The following is a 21,445-nucleotide window of genomic DNA, read 5'->3' on the forward strand; positions in this document are numbered from 1 at the left end:
GCCCCCGGACCAGCGCGCCCACCCACCGAACTGCACACACGCCCACGAAGGGGACGGACACCGATGGCCTCCATCGAGATGAAGAACATCGTCAAGAAGTACGGGGACGGGTTCCCGGCGGTGAACGACGTCAGCCTGGACATCGCCGACGGCGAGTTCATGATCCTGGTCGGGCCCTCCGGCTGCGGGAAGTCGACCCTGCTCCGGATGATCGTCGGGCTGGAGGACATCACCAGCGGCGACATGGTCATCGGCGGCAAGCGGGTCAACGACCTGGCGCCGCGGGAGCGGAACCTGTCGATGGTCTTCCAGAACTACGCGCTCTACCCGCACCTCACGGTCTTCGAGAACATCGCCTTCCCGCTGCGGCTGTCCAAGGTCGACGACGCCGAGGTCCAGAAGCGGGTCAACGAGGCCGCCGACGTCCTGGAGCTGCACGAGCACCTGGAGCGCAAGCCGGCGAACCTCTCCGGTGGTCAGCGCCAGCGGGTGGCGATGGGCCGGGCCATCGTGCGCCAGGCCGAGGCGTTCCTCTTCGACGAGCCGCTGTCGAACCTGGACGCCAAGCTGCGCGGCCAGATGCGCACCGAGATCGCCCGGCTGCAGCGCCGGCTGGGCATCACCACGGTGTACGTCACCCACGACCAGACCGAGGCGATGACCCTCGGCGACCGGGTCTGCGTCCTGCGCAAGGGCAAGATCCAGCAGGTCGCCTCCCCCCGGGAGCTCTACGAGCAGCCGGTGAACCTCTTCGTCGCCGGGTTCATCGGTTCCCCGCCGATGAACTTCCTGCCCGCCACCCTGGACGACCGCACGCTGACCACGCCGTTCGGGACGATCGAGCTCGACGAGCGTCGCGCCGCGGCGGTCGCCGGGCGGGACGTCCTGCTGGTGGGCATCCGGCCGGAGTACTTCGAGGACGCGTCGCTGGTCGACGAGGCCAAGCGGCCGCTCGGCTCGGTCTTCACCGCCCGGGTCGACGTCACCGAGTGGCTCGGCGACTCGCAGTTCGCCTACATCCCCTACGAGGCGCCCGAGGAGATCCGCGCCCAGCTGCGCGACCTGTCCCGGGAGCTGGACGCCGAGGAGCTGCGCACCCAGGCGATCGTCTCCATCGACGCGACCAGCCGGATCCGGGAGGGGCGGGACGCCGAGTTCTGGCTGGACAGCCGCAAGGTGCACGTCTTCGACCCGGCGTCGGGGGAGAACCTCACCCGCGACGCCGAGGCAGGCGCCGAGCTGACCCGGATGGCCGCCCAGGACCGCGAGGAGCAGGTCGCCGACGCCCAGGGGTCGATCAGCGAGCGCAGCGACAGCGCAGCCTGACGTCGCACCGGGGCGCCGGTTCCCCGGATGGGGGACCGGCGCTCCGGTGCGACATGCTGCCCCCGCAGCGTTTGTCCGGACCCGGTGGTGCACACCTGTGTCCTGACAGACCTCGGTCGACCCAGGAGGCAGCATTGGACATCACCGCGACCGACGAGTGGGGCGCGCTCGCCGCCCACCACGCCGCGATCGAGGGCACCACCCTGCGGCAGTTGTTCGCCGACGACCCGGGCCGGGGCCATCGCCTCACCGGCACCGCCGGGGACCTGCACGTCGACTGGTCCAAGCACCGGGTCACCGACGAGACGGTCCGGCTGCTCGTCGCGCTGGCCGAGCGGGCCGGCCTGCCCGAGCGGATCGAGGCGATGTTCCGCGGTGAGCACATCAACACCACCGAGGACCGCGCCGTCCTGCACGTCGCGCTGCGCGCCCCCGCCGACCAGCAGCTGGTGGTCGACGGGCAGGACGTGTCCGCCGACGTGCACGAGGTGCTGGCGAAGATGCGCGGCTTCGCCGACCGGGTGCGGTCGGGGGAGTGGACCGGCCACACCGGGCAGCGGATCCGCGCCGTGGTCAACATCGGCATCGGCGGCTCCGACCTCGGCCCGGCGATGGCCTACACGGCGCTGGCCGACTACAGCGACCGGGACATCACCGCCCGCTTCGTGTCCAACATCGACCCGACCGACTTCGCCGAGAAGACCCGCGACCTCGATCCGGCGACCACGCTGTTCGTGGTCTGCTCCAAGACCTTCACCACGCTGGAGACGCTGACCAACGCGAAGGTGGCGCGGGCCTGGCTGCTCGACTCCGGCGCCGACGAGTCCGCGGTGGCCAAGCACTTCGTCGCCGTCTCCACCAACGCCGACGCCGTCGCCGAGTTCGGCATCGACACCGACAACATGTTCGGCTTCTGGGACTGGGTGGGCGGCCGGTACTCCTTCACCTCCGCCGTCGGCCTGTCGCTGATGGTCGCGATCGGCCCGGACCACTACGACGAGATGCTCGCCGGCTTCCACGCCGTCGACGAGCACTTCCGCACGGCACCGCTGGCGGAGAACCTGCCGGTCCTGCAGGGGCTGCTCAACGTCTGGTACACGAACTTCTTCGGCGCCCAGACCCACGCCGTGCTGCCCTACAGCCAGTACCTGTCCCGGCTGCCGGCCTACCTGCAGCAGCTGACCATGGAGAGCAACGGCAAGTCGGTCCGCTGGGACGGCGATCCGGTCACCACCACCACCGGCGAGGTCTACTGGGGCGAGCCGGGCACGAACGGCCAGCACGCGTTCCACCAGCTGCTGCACCAGGGCACATCGCTGGTCCCGGCGGACTTCATCGGCTTCGGCGAGCCCAACCACGACATCGCGGACATGCACGACCTGCTGATGGCGAACATGTTCGCGCAGAGCGCCGTGCTCGCGTTCGGGCGCACCGCCGAGGAGGTCGCCGCCGACGGCACCGCCGCCGACGTCGTCCCGCACAAGGTGATGCCGGGCAACCGGCCGTCGACGACGATCCTGGCGCCGAAGCTCACCCCGGCGACGCTGGGGCAGCTGGTGGCCTTCTACGAGCACACCGTCTTCACCGAGGGCGTCATCTGGCAGATCGACTCCTTCGACCAGTGGGGCGTCGAGCTGGGCAAGGTGATGGCCCGCGAGCTCGCTCCGGCGCTGACCAGCGAGGGCGCTCCGGAGATCGACCAGGACGACTCGACGGTGGCGCTGGTCGAGCACTACCGGAGGCTGCGCAACCGCCCGGTGTGAGGAACGGCCCCTCTGCCCCCACGCCTCGCAGGCTCGGCGCGGGACCCTGCAGAGGGGCCGTTCCAGGGCCCACGTTCGCGGTGGGCCTGGAAACCAGCAGGACGACGCCCGGGGGCCTGCGGTGGCTGACCTCCGCGACCGACTGGGACGATGATCGACGACGACGTCGCCCGTGCCGCACCATCCGCCGCCCGGTGGACCGGTGCGCCGGACAGGAGGAACCATGCCCAACCCGTTCGTGAAGTTGTGGAAGTACCTGACGGCGTCGGCCAACCAGCAGATCGACCAGCGTGCAGACCCCAAGGTCCAGATCGCCCAGGCCATCGAGTCGGAGCAGCAGCGGCACCAGGCGCTGGCCAACCAGGCCGCGGCTGTCCTGGGCAACCAGCGTCAGCTGGAGATGCGCCTGAACCGGCAGCTGAGCGAGGTCGAGCAGATGCAGGCCTCCGCCCGGCAGGCGCTCGTCCTGGCCGACCAGTCCCGCGCTGCCGGTGACGCCGCCAAGGCCGCCGAGTACGAGCAGGCGGCGCAGGCGTTCGCCACCCAGCTGGTCAGCGCCGAGCAGGCGATGGAGGACCTCAAGCGCAGCCACGACGAGGCGCTGCAGGCCGCCGAGCAGGCCAAGGGCGCCGTGGAGACCAGCCGCATGCGGCTGCAGACCACCCTCGCCGAGCGCACCAAGCTGCTGTCCCAGCTGGAGCAGGCGAAGATGCAGGAGCGGGTCTCGGACTCGCTGCGGCAGGTCAACGAGCTGTCCGCGCCGGGCAACACCCCGAGCCTCGGCGAGGTCCGGGACAAGATCGAGGCCCGCTACGCCAACGCGCTCGGTCAGGCGGAGCTCGCGCAGGACTCCGTCGAGGGCCGGATGCTCGACGTGCAGAAGGCGACGCTGGACGTCGCCGGCTCCTCCCGGCTCGCCGAGATCCGTGCCTCGATGGGCGGGCAGCAGGCCGTGGGGGGCGGCGGCCAGCAGGCGGTCACCGGCGGCGAGCAGGCCGCGGCCATCGAGCAGGGCACCGGTGCCGTGCCCGGCGCGGAGCAGCCGGCCGCCCAGCCGGCGGAGCGCCCCGAGCAGGCCTGAGCACCCACCCGCAGGACACGCACCGCCCGGTGCCGGACGACGTCCGGCACCGGGCGGTCGTCGTTCAGCGGCCGGCCAGCGTCGGCGGGTGGTCGCGCTCGCCGGTGCGGGCGGCCGGGGCGATGGGGCTGCGCGCGGCCTGGCAGCGGGGGCACCACCAGGTCACCCGCTCCTGGGTGTCGGGCCCCTGGTCGCCCAGCAGGATGGTGGTGCCGCAGCGCCGGCACGGGCGGCCCTTGCGGCCGGCGACCCAGTGGTCCTCGCCGCGTCGGGTGCTGCCGGTGGTGCTCTGCTCGGGGTGGTGCTTGTTGGCCTGCATCAGCGTGCGGGCCCGGGTGACCAGGCCGGCAAGGTCCGGGACGTCGGCCACGCGCGTCCACGGGTGCACCCCGGCGAGGAACAGCGACTCGACCTTGTAGAGGTTGCCGATCCCGGCCAGGTTGCGCTGGTCGAGCAGGGCGACGCCGATCTGCTCGTCGGGGTGGCTGCGCAGCCGGCGCAGCGCCTCGTCGAGGTCCCAGTCCGGCCCGAGCACGTCGGGGCCCAGGTGGCCCACCAGCTGCGCCTCGTCGGCGGTGGGCACCAGCGCCATGTCGTGCAGCCGGTAGCCCACGCACTCCCACTCGTCGGTGGCGAGCACCGCCCGGACGGCGAACGCCGGACCTCCCCGCCACGTCGCGCCGGGCCGGTAGACGTGCCAGCTGCCGTCCATCCGGTAGTGGGTGCGCAGCGTGCGACCGTCGGCGAAGCGGATCAGCATGTGCTTGCCGCGCGGCACCACCTCGGTGACGGTGGCCCCGGTCAGGTCGACGGTGGCGAGCTGCGGCACCCGCAGCTCGCCACGGCGCAGGGTGGCCCCGGCCAGCGCGGTGTGCATCCGCTGGCTCGCCAGCCAGACGGTGTCTCCCTCGGGCACCTGTCCATGATCCCCTGCCGGACGCCGGGGTGCTGGGTCTCACCGCAGCGCTCGCCGGCCCGGGCAGGCGTCGTGCCGAAGGTCGTGCGGCTCCCTCGTCGGGGTGGCCTGCTGTGAGTGGGCCGACAGGCGGGAAGAGCCTGCGGTCCGTCGGCGCTGGGCATGCCGTGGACGTGACCTCGCGACTGCGGCAGCTGACCGGTACCGGCGTCGTCCGGGAGCCGGCGCACGAGCCGGTCACCGTGACGGTGGCCCGGGTGGTGCGCCCCGAGCAGCACGACGCGTTCGAGCGCTGGGCCGCCGACGTGCAGGAGCTCGTCGCCACCTTCCCCGGGCACCTCGGCTCCTCGCTGCTGCGGCCCGGACCGGCCAGCGACGAGTACCACCTGGTCTACCGGTTCGCCGACGACGAGTCGCTCGCGGTCTGGGAGCGCTCGCCGCAGCGGCGGGAAGCGCTGGACCGCGTGCACCGGCTGGTGGAGGACGAGCGGGTGGCCCGCGCGGTCGGGTTGCAGACCTTCTTCGCGGTGCCGCCGCGCCCCGGTCCGGTGTGGCGGAGCTGGCTGCTGACCGTCGCGGTCGTGCTGGCGTTCACCAGCACCTTCCAGCTGCTCGCCGTGCCGTTCGTCGGCGACTGGCCGTGGCCGCTGCGGCTGCTGCTGTCGGCGGTCTACGTGGTGACCGCGCTGCGCGTGCTCATGCCGCGGCTGAGCCGCTGGCTCGCCCCCTGGCTGCAGGGGTCCCGCCGGAGCTGACGCGGCCAGGCTGGACCGGGCTCGACCGGGCCGGACCGGCACGATCGGGCAACGGTGGCCCACGACGCGACCGATCGTGGGCCATCGGGGTGCAGGGATCAGCCGCGCAGGCGGAGGCCCCGCGGGGTGGCCGCGAAGCCGGCCGCCTGCAGGGCGGCGGAGAGCGCGCTCGCCTCGTGCACCGAGGCGCCGTCGGCCTTCTGCACCGTCATCCGGCCGAGCGCGCCGGAGGCGACGGCGCCGGAGAGCGCGGTGGCCGCCTCCTTGAGCACCGTCTCGTCCTCCGTCCAGGAGAGCAGCGTCCTGCCGCCGCGCTCGACGTAGAGCACCAGCTCGCCGTCGACCAGCACCACCAGCGCACCGGCCTTGCGGCCGGCCCGGTGCCCGGTGCGGCGGGAGCCCGTGCCCTCGCCGAGGTCGACCGCGTCGTCCGCACCGGTGGGCCGCTCCGGCCAGGGGAGCGCCGCGCCGTAGACGTTGGCCGGGTCGGTCGCGGCGAGCACCACCGGCCCGGCCTGCGCGCGGTCGGGGCTGGCGAAGCTGCGGAGCCGGTCGACCGAACCCGACGTGCCGAACTGCGCCGCGCCGAGGGTCTCCACGAAGTAGCCCCGCCGGGCCCGGCCGTTCTCCTCGAAGGCGCGCAGCACCGGGTAGACCGCGGAGAACCCGCCGACCACCTGCTCGGCCTGGACCGCGCCGCGCGTGAGCACCCCGTGTCGTTCCAGCAGCGCCTCGGCCCGCGCGGTGGTCCGCTTGGTGGCGTTGGTCTCCAGCTCCGGCAGCGCCGACCAGCGCCCGGCCATCGCCGGCGGCCCGGTGCGGCTGGGCATCGCCGGGCGGCCCAGGCGGGTGCGCCCGTAGCGGGTTCGGTCGAGCCGGGCACGGGGTGCGGCCGGAGCCCTGCGGTGCGCCCCGCCTCCGGAGAGCCGCGCCCGCAGCGGGGTGAGGGTGTCGTTGGTCAGCGCCCCGCTCCACACCAGGTCCCAGACCACCTCGGAGAGCGCCTGGTCGTCGGTGGAGCCGACCCGGTCCGACAGCGACCGGAAGAACAGGGCCTGCCCGCCGGCGAGCTCGTCCAGCACCTGCTGGGCGACCCCGCCCTCGAGCTGTGCGCCACCCGGGGGTTCGGGCAGCAGCAGCGGTGCCAGGTCGGCCGGCACCAGGGTGACCCAGCCGTCGCCGCCGGAGAGCCCGCCGGCGCCCGCCCAGAGCACCTCACCGGCGCTGGTCAGCTCGTCGAGCAGCGCGGGGGAGTAGTCGCGCACCCGCGAGGGCAGCACGAGTGACTCCAGCGCCGACGCTGGCACCAGCGCGCCGGCCAGCTGCTCGACGACGGCGAGAACGCCGTCGACCCCGCGCATCCGCCCGCCCACCGACTGCCAGGAGGGGCTGAACCGGGCCAGGGTGCCGACCGGGACCGGCTCGACCTCCTGGCGCAGCTTGGCCAGCGAGCGCCGCCGGATCGAGCGCAGCACCTCCGCGTCGCACCACTCCTGGCCGACGCCGCCGGGCCGGAACTCGCCGGTGACCAGCCGTCCGGTGCCCACCAGGCGCTGCAGGGTGGCGGTCACGACGGCGACGCCCAGGCCGAGCCGGGTGGCGACGTCGGCCGGCACGAAGGGCCCGTGCGTGCGGGCGTAGCGGCCGACGAGGTCGCCGAGCGGGTCGGCCACCGGCTCGGTGAACGCCTCGGGCACCCCGACCGGCAGCGCGGTGCCCAGCGCGTCGCGCAGCCGGCCGGCGTCCTCGATGGCGACGTGCCGCTCCTCGCCGGCGATGCGCACGACGATGGCCCGCCGGGAGGCGACCAGCTCGGCGAGCCACTCGGCCGGCACTCCCCGGGGGGCGGCCTCGGCGACGGTGAGGTCACCGAGGCCACGGAGCAGGTCGCTGGCGCCGTCGACGTCGCGGGGGTGCCGCTCGGCCGGCAGCCGCTGGAGCTCGGCCTCCACCTCGGCCATCGCGTCGGCGTCCAGCAGCTCGCGCAGCTCGGAGCGGCCCAGCAGCTCGGCGAGCAGGCCGGTGTCCAGCGCGAGGGCCTGGGCGCGGCGCTCGGCCAGCGGGGCGTCGCCCTCGTAGATGAACTGCCCGACGTAGCCGAACAGCAGGGACTGGGCGAAGGGCGAGGCGGTCTGGGTCTGCACGTCGACGACCCGCACCCGGCGGGACCGGACGTCGCGCATCAGCTCGACCAGCCCAGGCACGTCGTAGACGTCCTGCAGCACCTCCCGGACCGCCTCGAGGGTGATCGGGAACGAGGAGAACTCGCTGGCCACCGAGAGCAGCTGGGCCGCCCGCTGACGCTGCTGCCACAGCGGTGTGCGGCGGCGCGGGTCGCGGCGGGGGAGCAGCAGGGCCCGCGCGGCGCACTCGCGGAACCGGCTGGCGAACAGCGCCGAGTTGCCGACCTCGGCGGTCACCTCCCGTTCCACGTCGTCCGGGTCGAGGATCGCCAGGTCGGCCTCGGGTGCCTCGCCCGTGGTGTCGGGGAGCCGCAGCACGATGCCGTCGTCGGAGTGCATCGAGGCGACGTCGACCCCGTAGCGCTCGCGCAGCCGGGCGGCGAGCACCAGCGCCCAGGGGGCGTTGACCTGCGCCCCGAAGGGGGAGTGGACGACCAGCCGCCAGTCGCCGAGCTCGTCGCGGAACCGTTCGACCAGCATCGTGCGGTCGTCGGGCAGGTGGCCGGTCGCCTGCTTCTGCTCGGCCAGGTACGCGAGCAGGTTGGCCGCACCCCACTCGTCGAGGCCCGCGGCCCGGGCGCGCTCCGCGCCGGCCTCGGGGGTCGCGGAGCCGACCTCGCGCAGGAACGCACCCAGCGCGCGACCGAGCTCCAGCGGTCGGCCGAGCGTGTCACCGTGCCAGAACGGCATCTTGCCGGGCAGCCCCGGAGCCGGGCTGACCAGCACCCGGTCGTGGGTGATCTCCTCGATCCGCCAGGAGGAGGACCCCAGCAGGAAGACGTCGCCCACCCGCGACTCGTAGACCATCTCCTCGTCGAGCTCGCCGACCCGCTTGCCCCCGGTCTCGCCGGCGCCGCTCACGAGGAAGACGCCGAACAGCCCGCGGTCGGGGATGGTGCCGCCGCTGGTGACCGCCAGCCGCTGCGCGCCGGCCCGGGCGGTGAGGGTGTCGGTGACCCGGTCCCAGGTCAGCCGGGGCCGCAGCTCGGCGAAGGCGTCGGAGGGGTAGCGGCCGGCCAGCATGTCCAGCACCGCGTGCAGCGCGGAGTCGGGCAGCGAGGCGAACGCCGCCGACCGGCGCAGCACCCCGGCCACCTCCTCGACCGTGCGCGGCCGCTCGGACACCATCGCCACGATCTGCTGGGCCAGCACGTCCAGCGGGTTGCGCAGGTAGCGGGTGGACTCGATGGCCCCGGCGCGCATCCGTTCGGCGACGACGGCGCTCTGCACCAGGTCGCCGCGGAACTTGGGGAAGATGACGCCCTCGCTGACCGCGCCGACCTGGTGGCCGGCGCGGCCCACCCGCTGCAGCCCCGACGCCACGGTGGGCGGGGACTCGACCTGGACGACCAGGTCGACGGCGCCCATGTCGATGCCCAGCTCCAGCGACGAGGTGGCGACGACGGCCGGGAGCCGGCCGGACTTCAGCGCCTCCTCGGTGACCGCCCGCTGCTCGCGGGAGACCGAGCCGTGGTGCGCCGCGGCGATCGGGCGGACCTCGGGCGGGAGCCCACCACCGGCACCCGCTTGGGCCATCAGCTGCGCGGGGTTCGCCCCCTGCGGCAACGGCTCGCCCGTCGTCCGCTCGTGGTGCAGCTCGTTGAGTCGGCTGGTGAGCCGTTCGGCCAGCCGGCGGGAGTTGGCGAAGACGATGGTGCTGCGGTGGGCCTCGATCAGGTCGAGCACCCGCTCCTCGACCGCCGGCCAGATCGACGTCCGCGGCTGGTTGCCCGCCGCCGAGCCCTCCAGCTCACCGGTCGGCTGCCCCAGCTGCGACATGTCCTCGACCGGGACGACGACCGACAGGTCCCACTGCTTGCTGGCCGGCGGCGCGACCACCTGCACCGGGCGGCCGCCCGCCAGGAAGGTCGAGACCTCCTCGATCGGGCGCACGGTGGCCGACAGCCCGATCCGCTGTGCCGGGCGCTCGAGCAGCTCGTCGAGCCGGTCGAGGGAGACCGCGAGGTGCGCGCCGCGCTTGGTGCCGCAGACGGCGTGCACCTCGTCGAGGATGACCGTCTCCACCCCGCGCAGCGCCTCGCGCGCCTGACTGGTCAGCAGGAGGAAGAGCGACTCGGGGGTGGTGATCAGGATGTCCGGCGGCCGGCGGGCGAAGCTGCGCCGCTCGTCGGCCGGAGTGTCACCGGAGCGGACGCCGACGCTGATCTCCGGCCGCGGCAGCCCCAGCCGCGCGGCCGCCTGCCCGATGCCGGTCAGCGGTGCGCGCAGGTTGCGCTCGACGTCGACCGCGAGCGCCTTGAGCGGCGACACGTACAGCACCCGGCAACGGGCCAGCGGGTCGTCGGGCGGCGGGGTGGCGGCCAGCCGGTCCAGCGACCAGAGGAACGCCGCGAGCGTCTTGCCCGAACCGGTGGGGGCCACCACCAGCGCGTGCTCGCCGCTGCTGATCGCCGACCAGGCGCCCTCCTGGGCCGGCGTCGGGCCGGCGAACGCGCCGGTGAACCACGCCTGGGTGGGCGTGGAGAAGCGCTCGAGGGCGGACACGGCTCCAGTCTCCCCGCGGGTGCGACAGTTCGCCGTCCCCCGGCGCGCGGCAGCAGCGTGCTCGGGCGGTCGACGAGTCGACATGTGGGTTTGTCGACGGACCCCGGACGGGATCACACTGGTGGAACTACGCCCCTGTGGTTCAGGAGGACCGATGAAGCGGGCGCACGTGCAGTCGTCCAGCGTGCGGTCGGTGGGCTACGACCTCGACCACCGGGTGCTGGAGATCGAGTTCGCCGGCGGCGGGGTCTACGACTACCTCGGCGTCCCGCCGGAGGAGGCGCTCGCGATGCTGGAGTCGGCCAGCATCGGGCGCTACGTCAACGGGGAGATCAAGCCGCGGTACCGCTGCCGCGTGGTCCACCGGGCGGCCTGACCCGGAGGTCCCCGCCGGGCCGGTGGCGGAGTGTGACCGGCCGGCCCTGGACGCACACCCGGAGCAGGGGCGGCGGTCCCACTCGCCGGAACCGCACTTGTGGGTTGGCTGAGCGGCGGGTTGTCTGCGCTGCAGACCCGGGGGACATCGGGGTCGTCCCGGGCGCGACACAGGAGTCGCTCATGGAACCGCACCGCACTCGACGCCTGCGTGCCGGTGTCGCCCTCGCCGCTGCGGCGGTCGTCGTCACCAGCGGAGCCTCGCCCGCGCTCGCCGCGCCCGGCGGCGACGGGCACGGGCACGCCAACGGGCAGGCGAACGGGCATGGCAACGAGGACGGGCACGGGCACGGGCACGGGCACGACGACCCGGACAGCCGGCGGATCGCCGCGCTCGTCGCGCAGCTGACCGTGCCGGAGAAGTTCGGCCTGCTCGGCGGGACGACGGGCAGCAACGGGGCCGCCGGTGCCCTGGCCGGCGTCCCCCGGCTCGGCATCCCGACCCTCGACATGGCCGACGGGCCCTCCGGGGTCCGGGCTGCGGAGCCGGCGACCGCGCTCCCCGCGCCGGTGGCGCTCGGCGCCTCCTTCTCCCCGGAGCTGGCCGCCGCCTACGGCGGGGTGCTGGGCCAGGAGGCCGACGCGCTCGGCATGGAGGTGCTGCTCGGGCCGATGATGAACCTGGTCCGCACCCCCTACGCCGGCCGCAACTTCGAGACGCTCAGCGAGGACCCGCTGCTGACCGCCGCCCTGGCCGCACCGCAGGTCGCGGGGATCCAGGACCACGGCGTCATCGCCACCGCCAAGCACTACGCGGCCAACAACCAGGAGCTCGGGCGGGCCGGCATCGACGTCCACGTCGACGAGAGGACGCTGCACGAGACCGAGCTGGCCGGCTTCGAGGCCGTCGTCGACGCCGGCATCGGCGCGGTGATGTGCGCCTACAACCAGGTGAACTCGGTGCAGGCCTGCGAGAACGCCGAACTGCTCACCGAGGTGCTCCGCGAGGAGTGGGGCTTCGACGGCTTCGTCATGACCGACTGGTTCGCCATCCACGGGGCCGGCGCGCTGGAGGCCGGGCTGGACGTCGAGATGCCCCGGCCGGCGGCCTTCCCCGAGCTGGCCCAGGACGTCGACGGCGACGGCCAGGTGACCGAGCGGGACCTCCCCCGGCCGGTGCGGGCCGCACTGGACCGGGCGGTCACCGGCGTGCTGACCGCGATGGACGAGGTCGGTCTGCTCGACGAGGCGACCGCCGACCCCGAGCGGGCCGTCGAGGAGAACGCCGCGGTGGCCCGGCAGGTCGCCACCGAGGGGGCGGTGCTGCTGCGCAACGAGCAGGGCGCCCTGCCGCTGTCCGACGAGGCGCTGGACAGCCTGGCCGTGGTCGGTCCCACGGCGGCCACCCCGTTGATCGGCGGCGGTGGCAGCGCCCGGGTGAACCCCGACGCCGGCGCGGTCGACAGCGTGGTCGAGGTGCTCGAGGCCGCCGGTGCCGACCTCACGTGGGCGACCGGTGAGGACCTCGAGGGCGAGCTGGTGCCCGGCGCCGCGCTGGGCAGCGGCAGCCCGCTGGACCGCACCGGCGACGCGGCCTTCACCGGGGAGTTCGGCGAGGCGGTCACCGTCACCGCCCCCGCGGCCGGCACGTACACGTTCCACCTGCAGACCACGGGGCCCGGCGCCGAGGTCACGATGGGCGAGGAGCAGCTGGCGTCCACCCAGAACCGGTTCGGTGCGCTCGGCGGCAGCCTGATCCCCACCGCCGACGGCTTCATCAACGACAGCTGGACCGTCGATCTCGCCGCCGGCGAGCAGGTCGCCGTCACCGTCAGCGGCACCGCGACCGCGGACGCTCCGGTCCAGCTGCGGTTGCACTGGACGACGCCGCAGTTGCGGCAGCAGCGGATCGACGAGGCCGTGGCGGCCGCCCGGGACGCGCACACCGCCGTCGTCTTCGGCTACAACGAGGGCACCGAGGGGGAGGACCGGGAGTCGCTCGCACTGCCCGGCTTCCAGGACGAGGTGATCGCCGCGGTGGCTGCCGCCAACCCGCGGACCGTCGTCGTGCTCAACACGGGTGACCCGGTGCTGATGCCGTGGCTGGCGGAGGTCTCCGCCGTGCTGCAGATGTGGTACCCCGGCCAGGAGGGGGCCGAGGCCACGGTCGACCTGCTCACCGGTGCCGCCGTCCCGGCCGGCAAGCTGCCGACGACCTTTCCGGCCGACCCGGCCCGGACGCCGGTCAGCGACCCCGTCAACTACCCGGGCGTGGACACCGACGGCGACGGGGTGCCGGACGAGCAGACCTACACCGAGGGCACGGACGTCGGCCACCGCTGGTACCAGGCCACCGGCACCGAACCCCTGTTCGCCTTCGGGCACGGGTTGTCGTACACGTCGTTCGACTACTCCCGGCTGCGCACCCGTACCGGTCGCGACGGCGTCGAGGTGTCCTTCCTGCTCACCAACACCGGGGTCGTGACCGGCACCGAGGTGCCGCAGGTCTACCTGGGGTCGGGGTCGGCCGCGGGCACTCCGACGGTCCAGCTCGCGGGCTTCGACCGGGTGACCCTCGCACCGGGGGAGCGTCAGTGGGTGACCGTCCAGGTCGACGAGCGGCAGCTGTCGGTGTGGAACGCCCGCAAGGACCGGTGGGAGCGTGCTCGCGGCACCCGCCCGGTGCTGGTCGGTGCGGCCTCGGACGACGTCCGGCTGACCGACTCGGTGCGCATCCGCTGACGGTGCCGCCGACCCGCCGGTGCTCCTGCGCCGGTGGGTCGGCGGCTGCGGCACACTCGCCGCCGTGACCGTGCCGACGACGATCCCGGACCGTGCGGCCGCGCAGCGCCGCACGGTCGCCGTCCTGTCCGGCGCAGTCGCGCTGGGCGGACTCGGGGTGACCGTCGGCATCACCGTCGGCGGCCTGCTCGCCCGCGAGGTCGCCGGCAGCGACGCCGCGGCCGGCCTGGGGCAGACCGCGAGCGTGCTGGGCGCGGCGCTGATCGCCGTGCCGCTGGCCCGGGTCAGCGACCGCGCCGGCCGGCGGGCCGGGCTGGCCCTCGGCTACGGGGTCGCCGTGCTGGGGGCGCTGGTCGTCGTCGCGGCGGCGGCGCTCTCGTCGCTGGCGCTGCTGCTGCCCGGCCTGCTCCTCTTCGGTGCGGCCACGACCAGCGGCCTGCAGGCGCGGTACGCCGCCGCGGACCTGGCCGAGCCCGAGCACCGCGGCCGCGCCCTGTCCCTGGTCGTCTGGGCGACCACCATCGGCTCGGTGCTCGGGCCGAACCTGGCCGGCCCCGGGGACGACCTCGGCCGGGCCCTGGGCCTGCCCGCGCTCGGTGGCGCGTTCGTGCTACCGGTCGTCGTGTTCGTCGCCGTCGTCCTGAAGGTCCTGGTCCTGCTGCGGCCCGACCCCCTGCTGCTGGCCCGGCGCCTCGCGGCGACCGCGCCCGCCGTCGGGCCCGCGCCCCGGGCCGGCGCGATGGGTGCCCTGCGCGCGGTCTGGGCCACGCCGGACGGGCGGCTCGGGGTCACCGCCGTCGTCGTCGCGCACTCGGTGATGGTCGGGCTGATGGTCATGACGCCGGTGCACATGGGTGCGGGCGGCGAGCACGCCGACGGCACCACGCTCCGGGTCATCGGCCTGGTGATCAGCGTGCACGTGGCCGGGATGTACCTGTTCTCCCCGGTGGTCGGCTGGCTGGCCGACCGGTTCGGCCGTTCGGCGACCGTGGCGCTGGGCGGTGCCCTGCTGCTGCTCGCGGCGCTGGTGGCCGGCACCGCCCCGCCGGGCGCCGCCTGGCAGCTCGGCGTCGGGCTGTTCCTGCTCGGGGTCGGCTGGTCGTGCGGCCTGGTGGCCGGCTCGACCCTGGTCACCGAGTCGGTCCCCGACGAACTGCGCCCGACCGCGCAGGGGGCCACCGACCTGCTGATGGGGCTCGGGGCTGCGCTGGCCGGAGCGGTCGGCGGGCCGCTGCTGGCGGGCGGGGGCTTCGGGCTGGTGGCGGCGGTGAGCGCCGCGCTCGTCGTCCCGCTGGTGGTGGTGTGGGCGGCTCAGCGCCGGTTGCGGTAGCTGCGCCACATCAGGACCAGCCAGGCGACCAGTGCGCACACGATCCCGATCTCCAGGATCGTGTCCCAGGTGGGGGAGCCGGTGCTCGGGACCATGCGCCGAGGATAGGCCGGGCGCCGCCGGCGGGTACCGTGCTCGCCGTGCGTCTGCAGGAGTTCTGGTCCCGGATGGAGCAGCAGTTCGGCTCGATGCGGTCGCAGAGCGTCGTGCGCGACCACTCCTTCGGTGCCCTCGGCGGGCGGACGGCGGCCGAGGCCATCGAGGCCGGCGTGCCGGTGCGCACCGTCTGGCTGGAGATCTGCAAGGAGTACGACGTCCCGCCGAAGGACCGCTGAGGCCGCTCCGGCGGGACGCCGGCGGCTCAGGAGCCCAGGACCGTGCGGGCGTACTGCTCCAGGGTCGTCGGGGCCCGGCCGATGAGCCGGTGCAGGTCGGTGCTGCCGGTGTCCAGCGCGCCCTGGGCGATCGACTGGTCCAGCGCCACGACGAACCCGGCGGTGGCCTCGGGCAGCCCCGCCTCGGTCAGCGTGCGCAGGTGCTCCTCGGGGCTGAGGTCCCGGTAGACGACCTCGCGGCCGGTCTGCGCCGCGACGACGGCGGCGAGGTCGGCGAGGCTGAACGCCTCGTCCCCGCCCAGTTCCAGCACGCCGGTCTCCGGCCGGTCGGCGGTGAGCACGGCGACCGCACCGGCCGCGTAGTCCGCCCGGGTGGCGGCGGCGATGCGCCCGCTGCCGGAGCTGCCGGTCAGCTCCCCGGTGCTGGCCGCCTGCTGGATCTGCTGGTCGTAGTTCTCCAGGTACCAGTTGTTCCGCAGCACGACGGCGGGGATGCCGGCCTCGGCGATGAGCCGCTCGGTGGCGATGTGCTCGGGGGCCAGCGGCAGCGGGGTGTCGTCGGCCCGCGTCGCGCTGGTGTAGACGACCAGCTGCGCGCCGGCCGCCTTCGCCGCCTGCAGCACGTTGCCGTGCTGGGCGACGCGTTGCCCCACCTCGCTGCCGGAGACCAGCAGCAGCCGGTCGGTGCCCTGCAGGGCCGTCTCCAGGGCGGCCGGGTCGGCGTAGTCGGCCTGGCGGACCTGCACGCCGCGGTCGGCGAGGTCGGCGGCCTTGGCGGGGGTGCGCACGACGGCGACGACCTCGGTGGCGGGCACGCCGGCGTCGAGGAGGCCGAGGACGACGAGCCGGCCGAGGTGGCCACTGGCTCCGGTGACGGTGATCAAGGGGCCCTCCGATGGGTGGTGGCTGCTGGGTGGCGGGCACTAACTAATCGTTAGTGCAGGTCGGTCGCACCGTACACTCGCAGGCGGTACCGGAGGGGAGGGGTTCCGTGGAGCAGGCGGTCGAACAGCTGGTCGCGGACGTCTTCCGGCGTGCCTGCACGTCGCGCGAGGCCCTCGAGCACGTCACCGGGAAGTGGTCGCTGCTGGCGCTCTCGGCGCTGGCCGAGTCCCCGCACCGGTTCGGCGAGCTGCGCCGCCGGATCGAGGGGGTCAGCGAGAAGATGCTGGCCCAGAGCCTGCAGACCCTCGAGCGCGACGGCTGGGTGCACCGCGAGGTGCGCTCGTCGATCCCGCCGCACGTGGAGTACCGGCTCACCGCCGCGGGGGTCGAGCTGGTGCCGCACCTGCTGGCGCTCATCGAGTTCGTCGAGGGACGGATGCCGGCCGTGCACGCCGCCCGGGCCGCGGCGGACGAGGTGCGCTCCGCCCGCTGAGGGGTGCCGACCCCGGCCGGTGGGGCGCGTGGGGCGGCCGGGCGGCGTGTCGCTGGCTTCGAACACCTGTTCGGCCTACGGTGTCCACAGGTCCGGTGCTCGTCCACAGATGAGGTCGGCCCGGCGAAAGTGTCAGACCCCCGTCCTAGCGTCGGCGACGACCCGCAGACAGCGACACCCGAAGGTGGCCACCATGGCAGCAACCCTGGACCGCGACAAGGCCCTCGACATGGCCCTCGCCCAGATCGACAAGCAGTTCGGCAAGGGCTCGGTCATGCGTCTCGGCGACTCGCCCGAGATCGCCATGAAGGTCATCCCGACCGGTTCCGTCGCGCTCGACATCGCCCTGGGCATCGGCGGCCTGCCGCGCGGCCGCGTCGTCGAGGTCTACGGCCCCGAGGCTTCCGGCAAGACGACGGTCGCCCTGCACGCGGTGGCCAACGCCCAGGCCGCCGGCGGCATCGCGGCCTTCATCGACGCCGAGCACGCGCTCGACCCCGAGTACGCCCGGGCGATCGGTGTCGACACCGACGCGCTGCTGGTCAGCCAGCCAGACACCGGTGAGCAGGCGCTCGAGATCGCCGACATGCTGATCCGCTCCGGCGCGCTCGACATCATCGTCATCGACTCGGTCGCGGCGCTCGTGCCCCGCGCCGAGATCGAGGGCGAGATGGGCGACAGCCACGTCGGTCTGCAGGCCCGGCTGATGAGCCAGGCGCTGCGGAAGATCACCGGTGCGCTGAACAACTCCGGTACCACCGCGATCTTCATCAACCAGCTGCGCGAGAAGGTCGGCGTGGTCTACGGCTCGCCGGAGGTCACCACCGGTGGCCGGGCGCTGAAGTTCTACGCCTCGGTCCGTCTCGACGTCCGCCGCATCGAGACCCTCAAGCAGGGCACCGAGGCGGTCGGCAGCCGGGTCCGGGTGAAGATCGTCAAGAACAAGGTCGCCGCCCCGTTCAAGCAGGCCGAGCTCGACCTGCTCTGGGGTCACGGCTTCAGCCGCGAAGGTGGCCTCATCGACATGGGCGTGGAGCAGGGCTTCGTCCGCAAGTCCGGCGCTTGGTACACCTACGAGGGCGACCAGCTGGGCCAGGGCAAGGAGAACGCCCGGAACTTCCTGCGCGACAACCCCGACCTCGCCGACGAGATCGAGAAGAAGATCAAGGAGAAGCTCGGCATCGGTGCGCCGCTGGACGCCCCGGCCGAGGACGCCGTCCCGGCCGACTTCTGATCCCCGCCGTGTCCGAATCGCTGTTCGCCAGCGACGGGCCGGCCGAGGAGCACGCACGGCCGGCCGGCGGGGAGACCCGCCGCGCCGGCCGTCGTCGTTCCGGACGGTCGGCCGGTGGCTGGTCGGGAGGAGATGACCGGGGTGCGCGGCGCCCCCGACCCGAGCGCCGTCGCTCCGGAAGTGACGAGGCTCCGGGGCACGCGGAGGACGATCTGGGCGACCCGGAGCAGGCTGCCCGCGCGATCTGCCTGCGCGCCCTCACGGGTGCGTCGAAGACCCGCAAGCAGCTCGCCGACCTGCTGGCCAAGCGCGACATCCCCGACGAGGCCGCCGCGGCGGTGCTCGACCGGTTCACCGAGGTCGGGCTGATCGACGACGCGGCGTTCGCCGCCGCATGGGTGAGCTCACGGCAGTCGGGCCGAGGGTTGGCCCGCCGAGCGCTCGCCGCGGAGCTGCGGGCCAAGGGCGTGGACGACGAGGTGGCCGCCGCTGCGGTCGCTGAGGTCGACCCGCAGGACGAGTGGGACGCCGCGCGCAGGCTGGTCGAGCGGAAGCTGCCGTCGATGCGCCGGTTGGACCGGGTCACCGCCGAGCGCCGGCTGGTCGGGATGCTGGCCCGGAAGGGCTACGGCGGTGGACTGGCCGGCTACGTGGTCCGGGAAGCGCTGGACGCGCTCGCCGCCGACCTGCTGGCCGAGGACGAACGGCTCGACGACCTCACGGCCGAGGCGGATGACGGGGGCCCGTCCGCCGGCCCCGAGGTGGGGGAGGGGCAGGTGCGTGGGCACGGCCGTCGTGCGGCCCGGCCGGGCGACGTCTGGGAGGACTCCCTCCCCTGACGATCGGGGGCGGTTCCCGTCGACATCGCGGGGCATGTTCCACAGGAGCCCGCCGGTGGGCCGTCGAACGGAGGTCGTCTGTGGAGTGGGTCCTCGTGCTGCTCGCCGTCGCAGTGGTGGTCGCATCGGTCCTCTATGTGGGGAGCCGCCGGCGTCGCTGGGAGCGGATGTCCGAGCCGGAACATCCGAGCAACGACCCGCCGGGTCGCGGCGCGGGCGCGGAGAACCAGGCGCCCGACACCCGCGGGGCGGTCAACAAGAGCAGCTGGATGCTCGGCGGGGGCGGCTCCGGCGGGTGAGCGGTGCCGCGAATGCCGCCGGGGCCGGTGCGACGTCCAGGACGTCGCACCGGCCCGTGTCGTCAGGCGCTCGCAGTGCGTGCGTGGTGCCCGGATCCGCCCCCTCGCGGAGCCGGACACGACGGGTCAGCGAGGGCGCGGCACGAACGCGCCGGGGGCGCGGTCCAGCCAGGCCGTCACGTCGACCGCGACACCGTCGGCGGCCTCGTCGTCCGGCACCAGCCAGCGGCGGCTGCGCTGCTGGCCCGAGCTCAGCCACCGCTCGATGGAGGCGTCGAACTCCGACATCGACAGGTACTTGCCCAGGTCCGGGGAGACGACCGGTCCCAGGAAGGTCACGTCGTTCTCCCGGCCGCCGGGGTAGCGCAGCACGACGCGGCAGCGGGAGCGGCGGTGGCGGGCCGGGGGCACCGCCTCGCGGACGATCGCCTCCTCGGCGCCGGCGGCGGCGGCGAAGTTCGCGGCGGACGTCCGGAGCCGGTTCACGAACAGCTGCGAGGTGTGGTCCAGGTCGTAGTCCATGTCGAACCTCGCGGCGAGGGGGGAGGCGGTCACACCCCAGTTCTCGGCAGCGGGAGACCTCGGTCCCACCGGCGGGAGTTGCCAAGCCGTCGCGTCGACTACGGCGCTGTCTGACCTGTCTGACCCCGCAGTCCCGGATCGGGCGGGTCGGACGCGGTCAGCCCCGGGCCGGCGGCAGGCCGGCGACAGCGTCCGGCTCTCCGTCGGTGTCCTCGGGGATCCCGGCGGGGCTCCGCGCGGAACGGCCCAGCCGGCGCTCCAGCCGGGTGGCCAACAGCGACAGCAGGAGGTTCACCACGATGTAGACGGCCACCGCCGCGGCGTAGAGCTGCAGCTGGTAGCGGGAGCCGTAGAAGTTGACCAGGTTCGACGCGGACTGCAGCAGCTCGGGGTAGGCGATGATGAACCCGAGCGCGGTGTCCTTCAGCAGCACCACGAGCTGGCTGATGAGCGCCGGCAGCATCCGGCGCACGGCCTGGGGCACCAGGATCGTGGTCATCACGGTGGTCTTCCGCATGCCCAGCGCGTAGGCGGCCTCGCTCTGCCCCCGGTCGATCGACAGGATGCCGGCGCGGAAGATCTCGCTCAGCACGGCCATGTTGTAGAGCGTCAGCCCGAAGACCAGCGTCCACAGCCGGCTGACGTCCAGCCCGGTCGTGGGTGCGCCCAGCAGCAGGAACAGCAGCAGCACCACCAGGGGCACCGCCCGGAAGAACTCGACGATCAGCAGGCAGGGCCACCGGAGCAGCCGGTGGTCGGAGAGCCGTCCCACGGCGAGCACGGCGCCCAGCGCGACGGCCAGCACCATGGCGTACCCGGCGGCCTCCAGGGTGTTCAGCAGGCCGTCCCACAACCGCTGCGGCACTCCGGTCCGGGAGTCGAACAGGATCGCCCAGCGCTGCCCGTCCAGCTGGCCGTTGACCCCCAGCCGCCACAGCACGACGGCGACGACGGCGGCCACCAGCAGGAAACCGCCGACGGTGGCCGCGCGCACACGGGCGCGCCCCCGGGGGCCCAGGTCGTCGAACAGGACCGTGGTCGAGGTGCTCATCGGACGATCGCCGTCCGGCGTTCGAGGACGGAGATGGCGTAGGCCGAGGGCACGGTGATCACCATGTAGAAGAAGGCGACGCCGGCGAACACCCACAGGGCGCTGCCGGGGTTGTCCCGGATGATGGAGGGGCCGTAGAAGGCGATGTCGGCGACGGCGAAGCCGCCGCCGGCGATCGAGGTGTTCTTCACCAGGGCGATCCAGACGTTGCCCAGCGGGGGGACGACCGTGCGGAAGGCCTGCGGCAGGACCACGGTGCCCAGCGACTGGCGGAACGTGAGGCCCAGCGCACGGGCCGCCTCGGCCTGCCCGGCGGAGACGGAGTTGATGCCGGACCGCACCACCTCGCAGACGAACGCCGAGGTGTACACCGACAGCGCCACGATGGCGGCGAGCACGTAGTCCTCGAAGGTGATGTCGACCTGCGGCAGCCCGAAGATCACCAGCACGAACACCGCCGTCAGCGGGGTGTTGCGCACGACGTTGACGTACACGGTCCCCAGCGCTCGCAGCGGCGGCACCGGGGACACCCGGAACCCGGCGAGCAGGGTGCCCAGCAGCAGCGCGACGGCCCCAGCCACCACGCTCATCAGCAGGGTGCGCAGGAACCCCGACCAGAACAGGTCGAAGTTCGCGACGACGACGCCCATGCGGTGGTGTCCTCCGGAGCTGGGTGGTGGGAGTGGCGGGGGGGGGGGGGGGGGGGGGGGGGGGGGGGGGGGGGGGGGGGGGGGGGGGGGGGGGGGGGGGGGGGGGGGGGGGGGGGGGGGGGGGGGGGGGGGGGGGGGGGGGGGGGGGGGGGGGGGGGGGG

At 74.1% G+C, this 21,445-nt stretch carries 18 protein-coding genes; 12 read left to right on the plus strand and 6 right to left on the minus strand.

The features are described from left to right. The first annotated feature begins 63 nt into the window (after positions 1-63). The 3 genes from ACI79A_RS17115 (at position 64) to ACI79A_RS17125 (ending at position 4,170) form a co-directional block, all read left to right on the plus strand. Complete coding sequence (locus ACI79A_RS17115) at positions 64-1,326, plus strand: ABC transporter ATP-binding protein (protein WP_457084959.1); 1,263 nt, start codon at positions 64-66, stop codon at positions 1,324-1,326. Positions 1,327-1,460: 134 nt separating this feature from the next. After that, positions 1,461-3,089, plus strand: a complete 1,629-nt coding sequence (pgi, locus tag ACI79A_RS17120; protein ID WP_457084960.1) for a glucose-6-phosphate isomerase — start codon at positions 1,461-1,463, stop codon at positions 3,087-3,089. 223 nt (positions 3,090-3,312) lie between these two features. Further along, positions 3,313-4,170 (plus strand): PspA/IM30 family protein, encoded by an 858-nt coding sequence (locus ACI79A_RS17125; RefSeq protein WP_457084961.1) that lies wholly within the window; start codon positions 3,313-3,315, stop codon positions 4,168-4,170. A 64-nt stretch (positions 4,171-4,234) separates the two neighbouring features. On the opposite strand, the gene ACI79A_RS17130 is transcribed toward ACI79A_RS17125, so the two are convergent. Then, positions 4,235-5,086 carry an Fpg/Nei family DNA glycosylase gene (locus ACI79A_RS17130; protein ID WP_457084962.1) on the minus strand — a complete coding sequence of 284 codons (852 nt, stop codon included), beginning with the start codon at positions 5,084-5,086 and terminating at the stop codon, positions 4,235-4,237. A 173-nt stretch (positions 5,087-5,259) separates the two neighbouring features. Here ACI79A_RS17130 and ACI79A_RS17135 point away from each other — a divergent pair, with 173 nt between their 5' ends. Further along, positions 5,260-5,841: an antibiotic biosynthesis monooxygenase gene (locus ACI79A_RS17135; protein WP_457084963.1), complete on the plus strand. Its 582-nt coding sequence runs from the start codon at positions 5,260-5,262 to the stop codon at positions 5,839-5,841. A 98-nt stretch (positions 5,842-5,939) separates the two neighbouring features. On the opposite strand, the gene ACI79A_RS17140 is transcribed toward ACI79A_RS17135, so the two are convergent. Next, positions 5,940-10,529 carry an ATP-dependent helicase gene (locus ACI79A_RS17140; RefSeq protein ID WP_457084964.1) on the minus strand — a complete coding sequence of 1,530 codons (4,590 nt, stop codon included), beginning with the start codon at positions 10,527-10,529 and terminating at the stop codon, positions 5,940-5,942. A gap of 154 nt (positions 10,530-10,683) precedes the next feature. Between ACI79A_RS17140 and ACI79A_RS17145 the strand changes: the two genes are divergently transcribed. The 4 genes from ACI79A_RS17145 (at position 10,684) to ACI79A_RS17160 (ending at position 15,311) form a co-directional block, all read left to right on the plus strand. Then, positions 10,684-10,905 (plus strand): KTSC domain-containing protein, encoded by a 222-nt coding sequence (locus tag ACI79A_RS17145; protein ID WP_457084965.1) that lies wholly within the window; start codon positions 10,684-10,686, stop codon positions 10,903-10,905. 182 nt (positions 10,906-11,087) lie between these two features. Then, positions 11,088-13,646: a beta-glucosidase gene (locus ACI79A_RS17150; protein WP_457084966.1), complete on the plus strand. Its 2,559-nt coding sequence runs from the start codon at positions 11,088-11,090 to the stop codon at positions 13,644-13,646. Between the two features lie 64 nt (positions 13,647-13,710). Further along, positions 13,711-14,976, plus strand: a complete 1,266-nt coding sequence (locus ACI79A_RS17155; RefSeq protein WP_457084967.1) for an MFS transporter — start codon at positions 13,711-13,713, stop codon at positions 14,974-14,976. A 140-nt stretch (positions 14,977-15,116) separates the two neighbouring features. Further along, on the plus strand, positions 15,117-15,311 hold the full coding sequence (locus ACI79A_RS17160; RefSeq protein ID WP_457076779.1) for a DUF3046 domain-containing protein: 195 nt from the start codon (positions 15,117-15,119) through the stop codon (positions 15,309-15,311). A 26-nt stretch (positions 15,312-15,337) separates the two neighbouring features. Here the strand turns inward: ACI79A_RS17160 and ACI79A_RS17165 are convergent, their stop codons facing one another. Then, a complete protein-coding gene (locus ACI79A_RS17165) occupies positions 15,338-16,195 on the minus strand; it encodes an NmrA family NAD(P)-binding protein (RefSeq protein WP_457084968.1) in 858 nt (285 codons plus the stop codon). Positions 16,196-16,302: 107 nt separating this feature from the next. Between ACI79A_RS17165 and ACI79A_RS17170 the strand changes: the two genes are divergently transcribed. From ACI79A_RS17170 to ACI79A_RS17185, 4 genes are all read left to right on the plus strand, one after another. Then, a complete protein-coding gene (locus tag ACI79A_RS17170; RefSeq protein WP_457084969.1) occupies positions 16,303-16,689 on the plus strand; it encodes a winged helix-turn-helix transcriptional regulator in 387 nt (128 codons plus the stop codon). Positions 16,690-16,882: 193 nt separating this feature from the next. Next, positions 16,883-17,923 (plus strand): recombinase RecA, encoded by a 1,041-nt coding sequence (gene recA / locus ACI79A_RS17175; protein WP_457084970.1) that lies wholly within the window; start codon positions 16,883-16,885, stop codon positions 17,921-17,923. Between the two features lie 8 nt (positions 17,924-17,931). Further along, the gene (locus ACI79A_RS17180) at positions 17,932-18,762 is read left to right on the plus strand and encodes a regulatory protein RecX (protein ID WP_457084971.1); all 831 of its coding nucleotides are present in this window, start codon (positions 17,932-17,934) and stop codon (positions 18,760-18,762) included. A gap of 80 nt (positions 18,763-18,842) precedes the next feature. Beyond that, positions 18,843-19,061 carry a hypothetical protein gene (locus ACI79A_RS17185; protein ID WP_457084972.1) on the plus strand — a complete coding sequence of 73 codons (219 nt, stop codon included), beginning with the start codon at positions 18,843-18,845 and terminating at the stop codon, positions 19,059-19,061. Positions 19,062-19,187: 126 nt separating this feature from the next. On the opposite strand, the gene ACI79A_RS17190 is transcribed toward ACI79A_RS17185, so the two are convergent. The 3 genes from ACI79A_RS17190 to ACI79A_RS17200 all read right to left on the minus strand — a co-directional run bounded on the left by ACI79A_RS17190 (position 19,188) and on the right by ACI79A_RS17200 (position 21,284). Beyond that, on the minus strand, positions 19,188-19,616 hold the full coding sequence (locus tag ACI79A_RS17190; protein WP_457084973.1) for a hypothetical protein: 429 nt from the start codon (positions 19,614-19,616) through the stop codon (positions 19,188-19,190). Positions 19,617-19,740: 124 nt separating this feature from the next. Then, entirely contained in the window at positions 19,741-20,634 is an 894-nt protein-coding gene (locus ACI79A_RS17195; protein ID WP_457084974.1) for an amino acid ABC transporter permease, read from the minus strand. Next, a complete protein-coding gene (locus ACI79A_RS17200; protein ID WP_457084975.1) occupies positions 20,631-21,284 on the minus strand; it encodes an amino acid ABC transporter permease in 654 nt (217 codons plus the stop codon). The genes ACI79A_RS17195 and ACI79A_RS17200 overlap by 4 nt, the downstream gene beginning before the upstream one ends. Positions 21,285-21,445: the final 161 nt, after the last annotated feature.

It is taken from the genome of Modestobacter sp. SYSU DS0657, from assembly GCF_054050925.1.

Excerpts from the sequence above, each read along its gene's own strand:
- ACI79A_RS17115 (WP_457084959.1), top strand. The coding sequence starts at position 64 with ATGGCCTCCATCGAGATGAAGAACATCGTCAAGAAGTACGGGGACGGG.
- ACI79A_RS17125 (WP_457084961.1), top strand. The coding sequence starts at position 3,313 with ATGCCCAACCCGTTCGTGAAGTTGTGGAAGTACCTGACGGCGTCGGCC.
- ACI79A_RS17145 (WP_457084965.1), top strand. The coding sequence starts at position 10,684 with ATGAAGCGGGCGCACGTGCAGTCGTCCAGCGTGCGGTCGGTGGGCTAC.
- ACI79A_RS17150 (WP_457084966.1), top strand. The coding sequence starts at position 11,088 with ATGGAACCGCACCGCACTCGACGCCTGCGTGCCGGTGTCGCCCTCGCC.
- recA (WP_457084970.1), top strand. The coding sequence starts at position 16,883 with ATGGCAGCAACCCTGGACCGCGACAAGGCCCTCGACATGGCCCTCGCC.
- ACI79A_RS17195 (WP_457084974.1), bottom strand. The coding sequence starts at position 20,634 with ATGAGCACCTCGACCACGGTCCTGTTCGACGACCTGGGCCCCCGGGGG.
- ACI79A_RS17200 (WP_457084975.1), bottom strand. The coding sequence starts at position 21,284 with ATGGGCGTCGTCGTCGCGAACTTCGACCTGTTCTGGTCGGGGTTCCTG.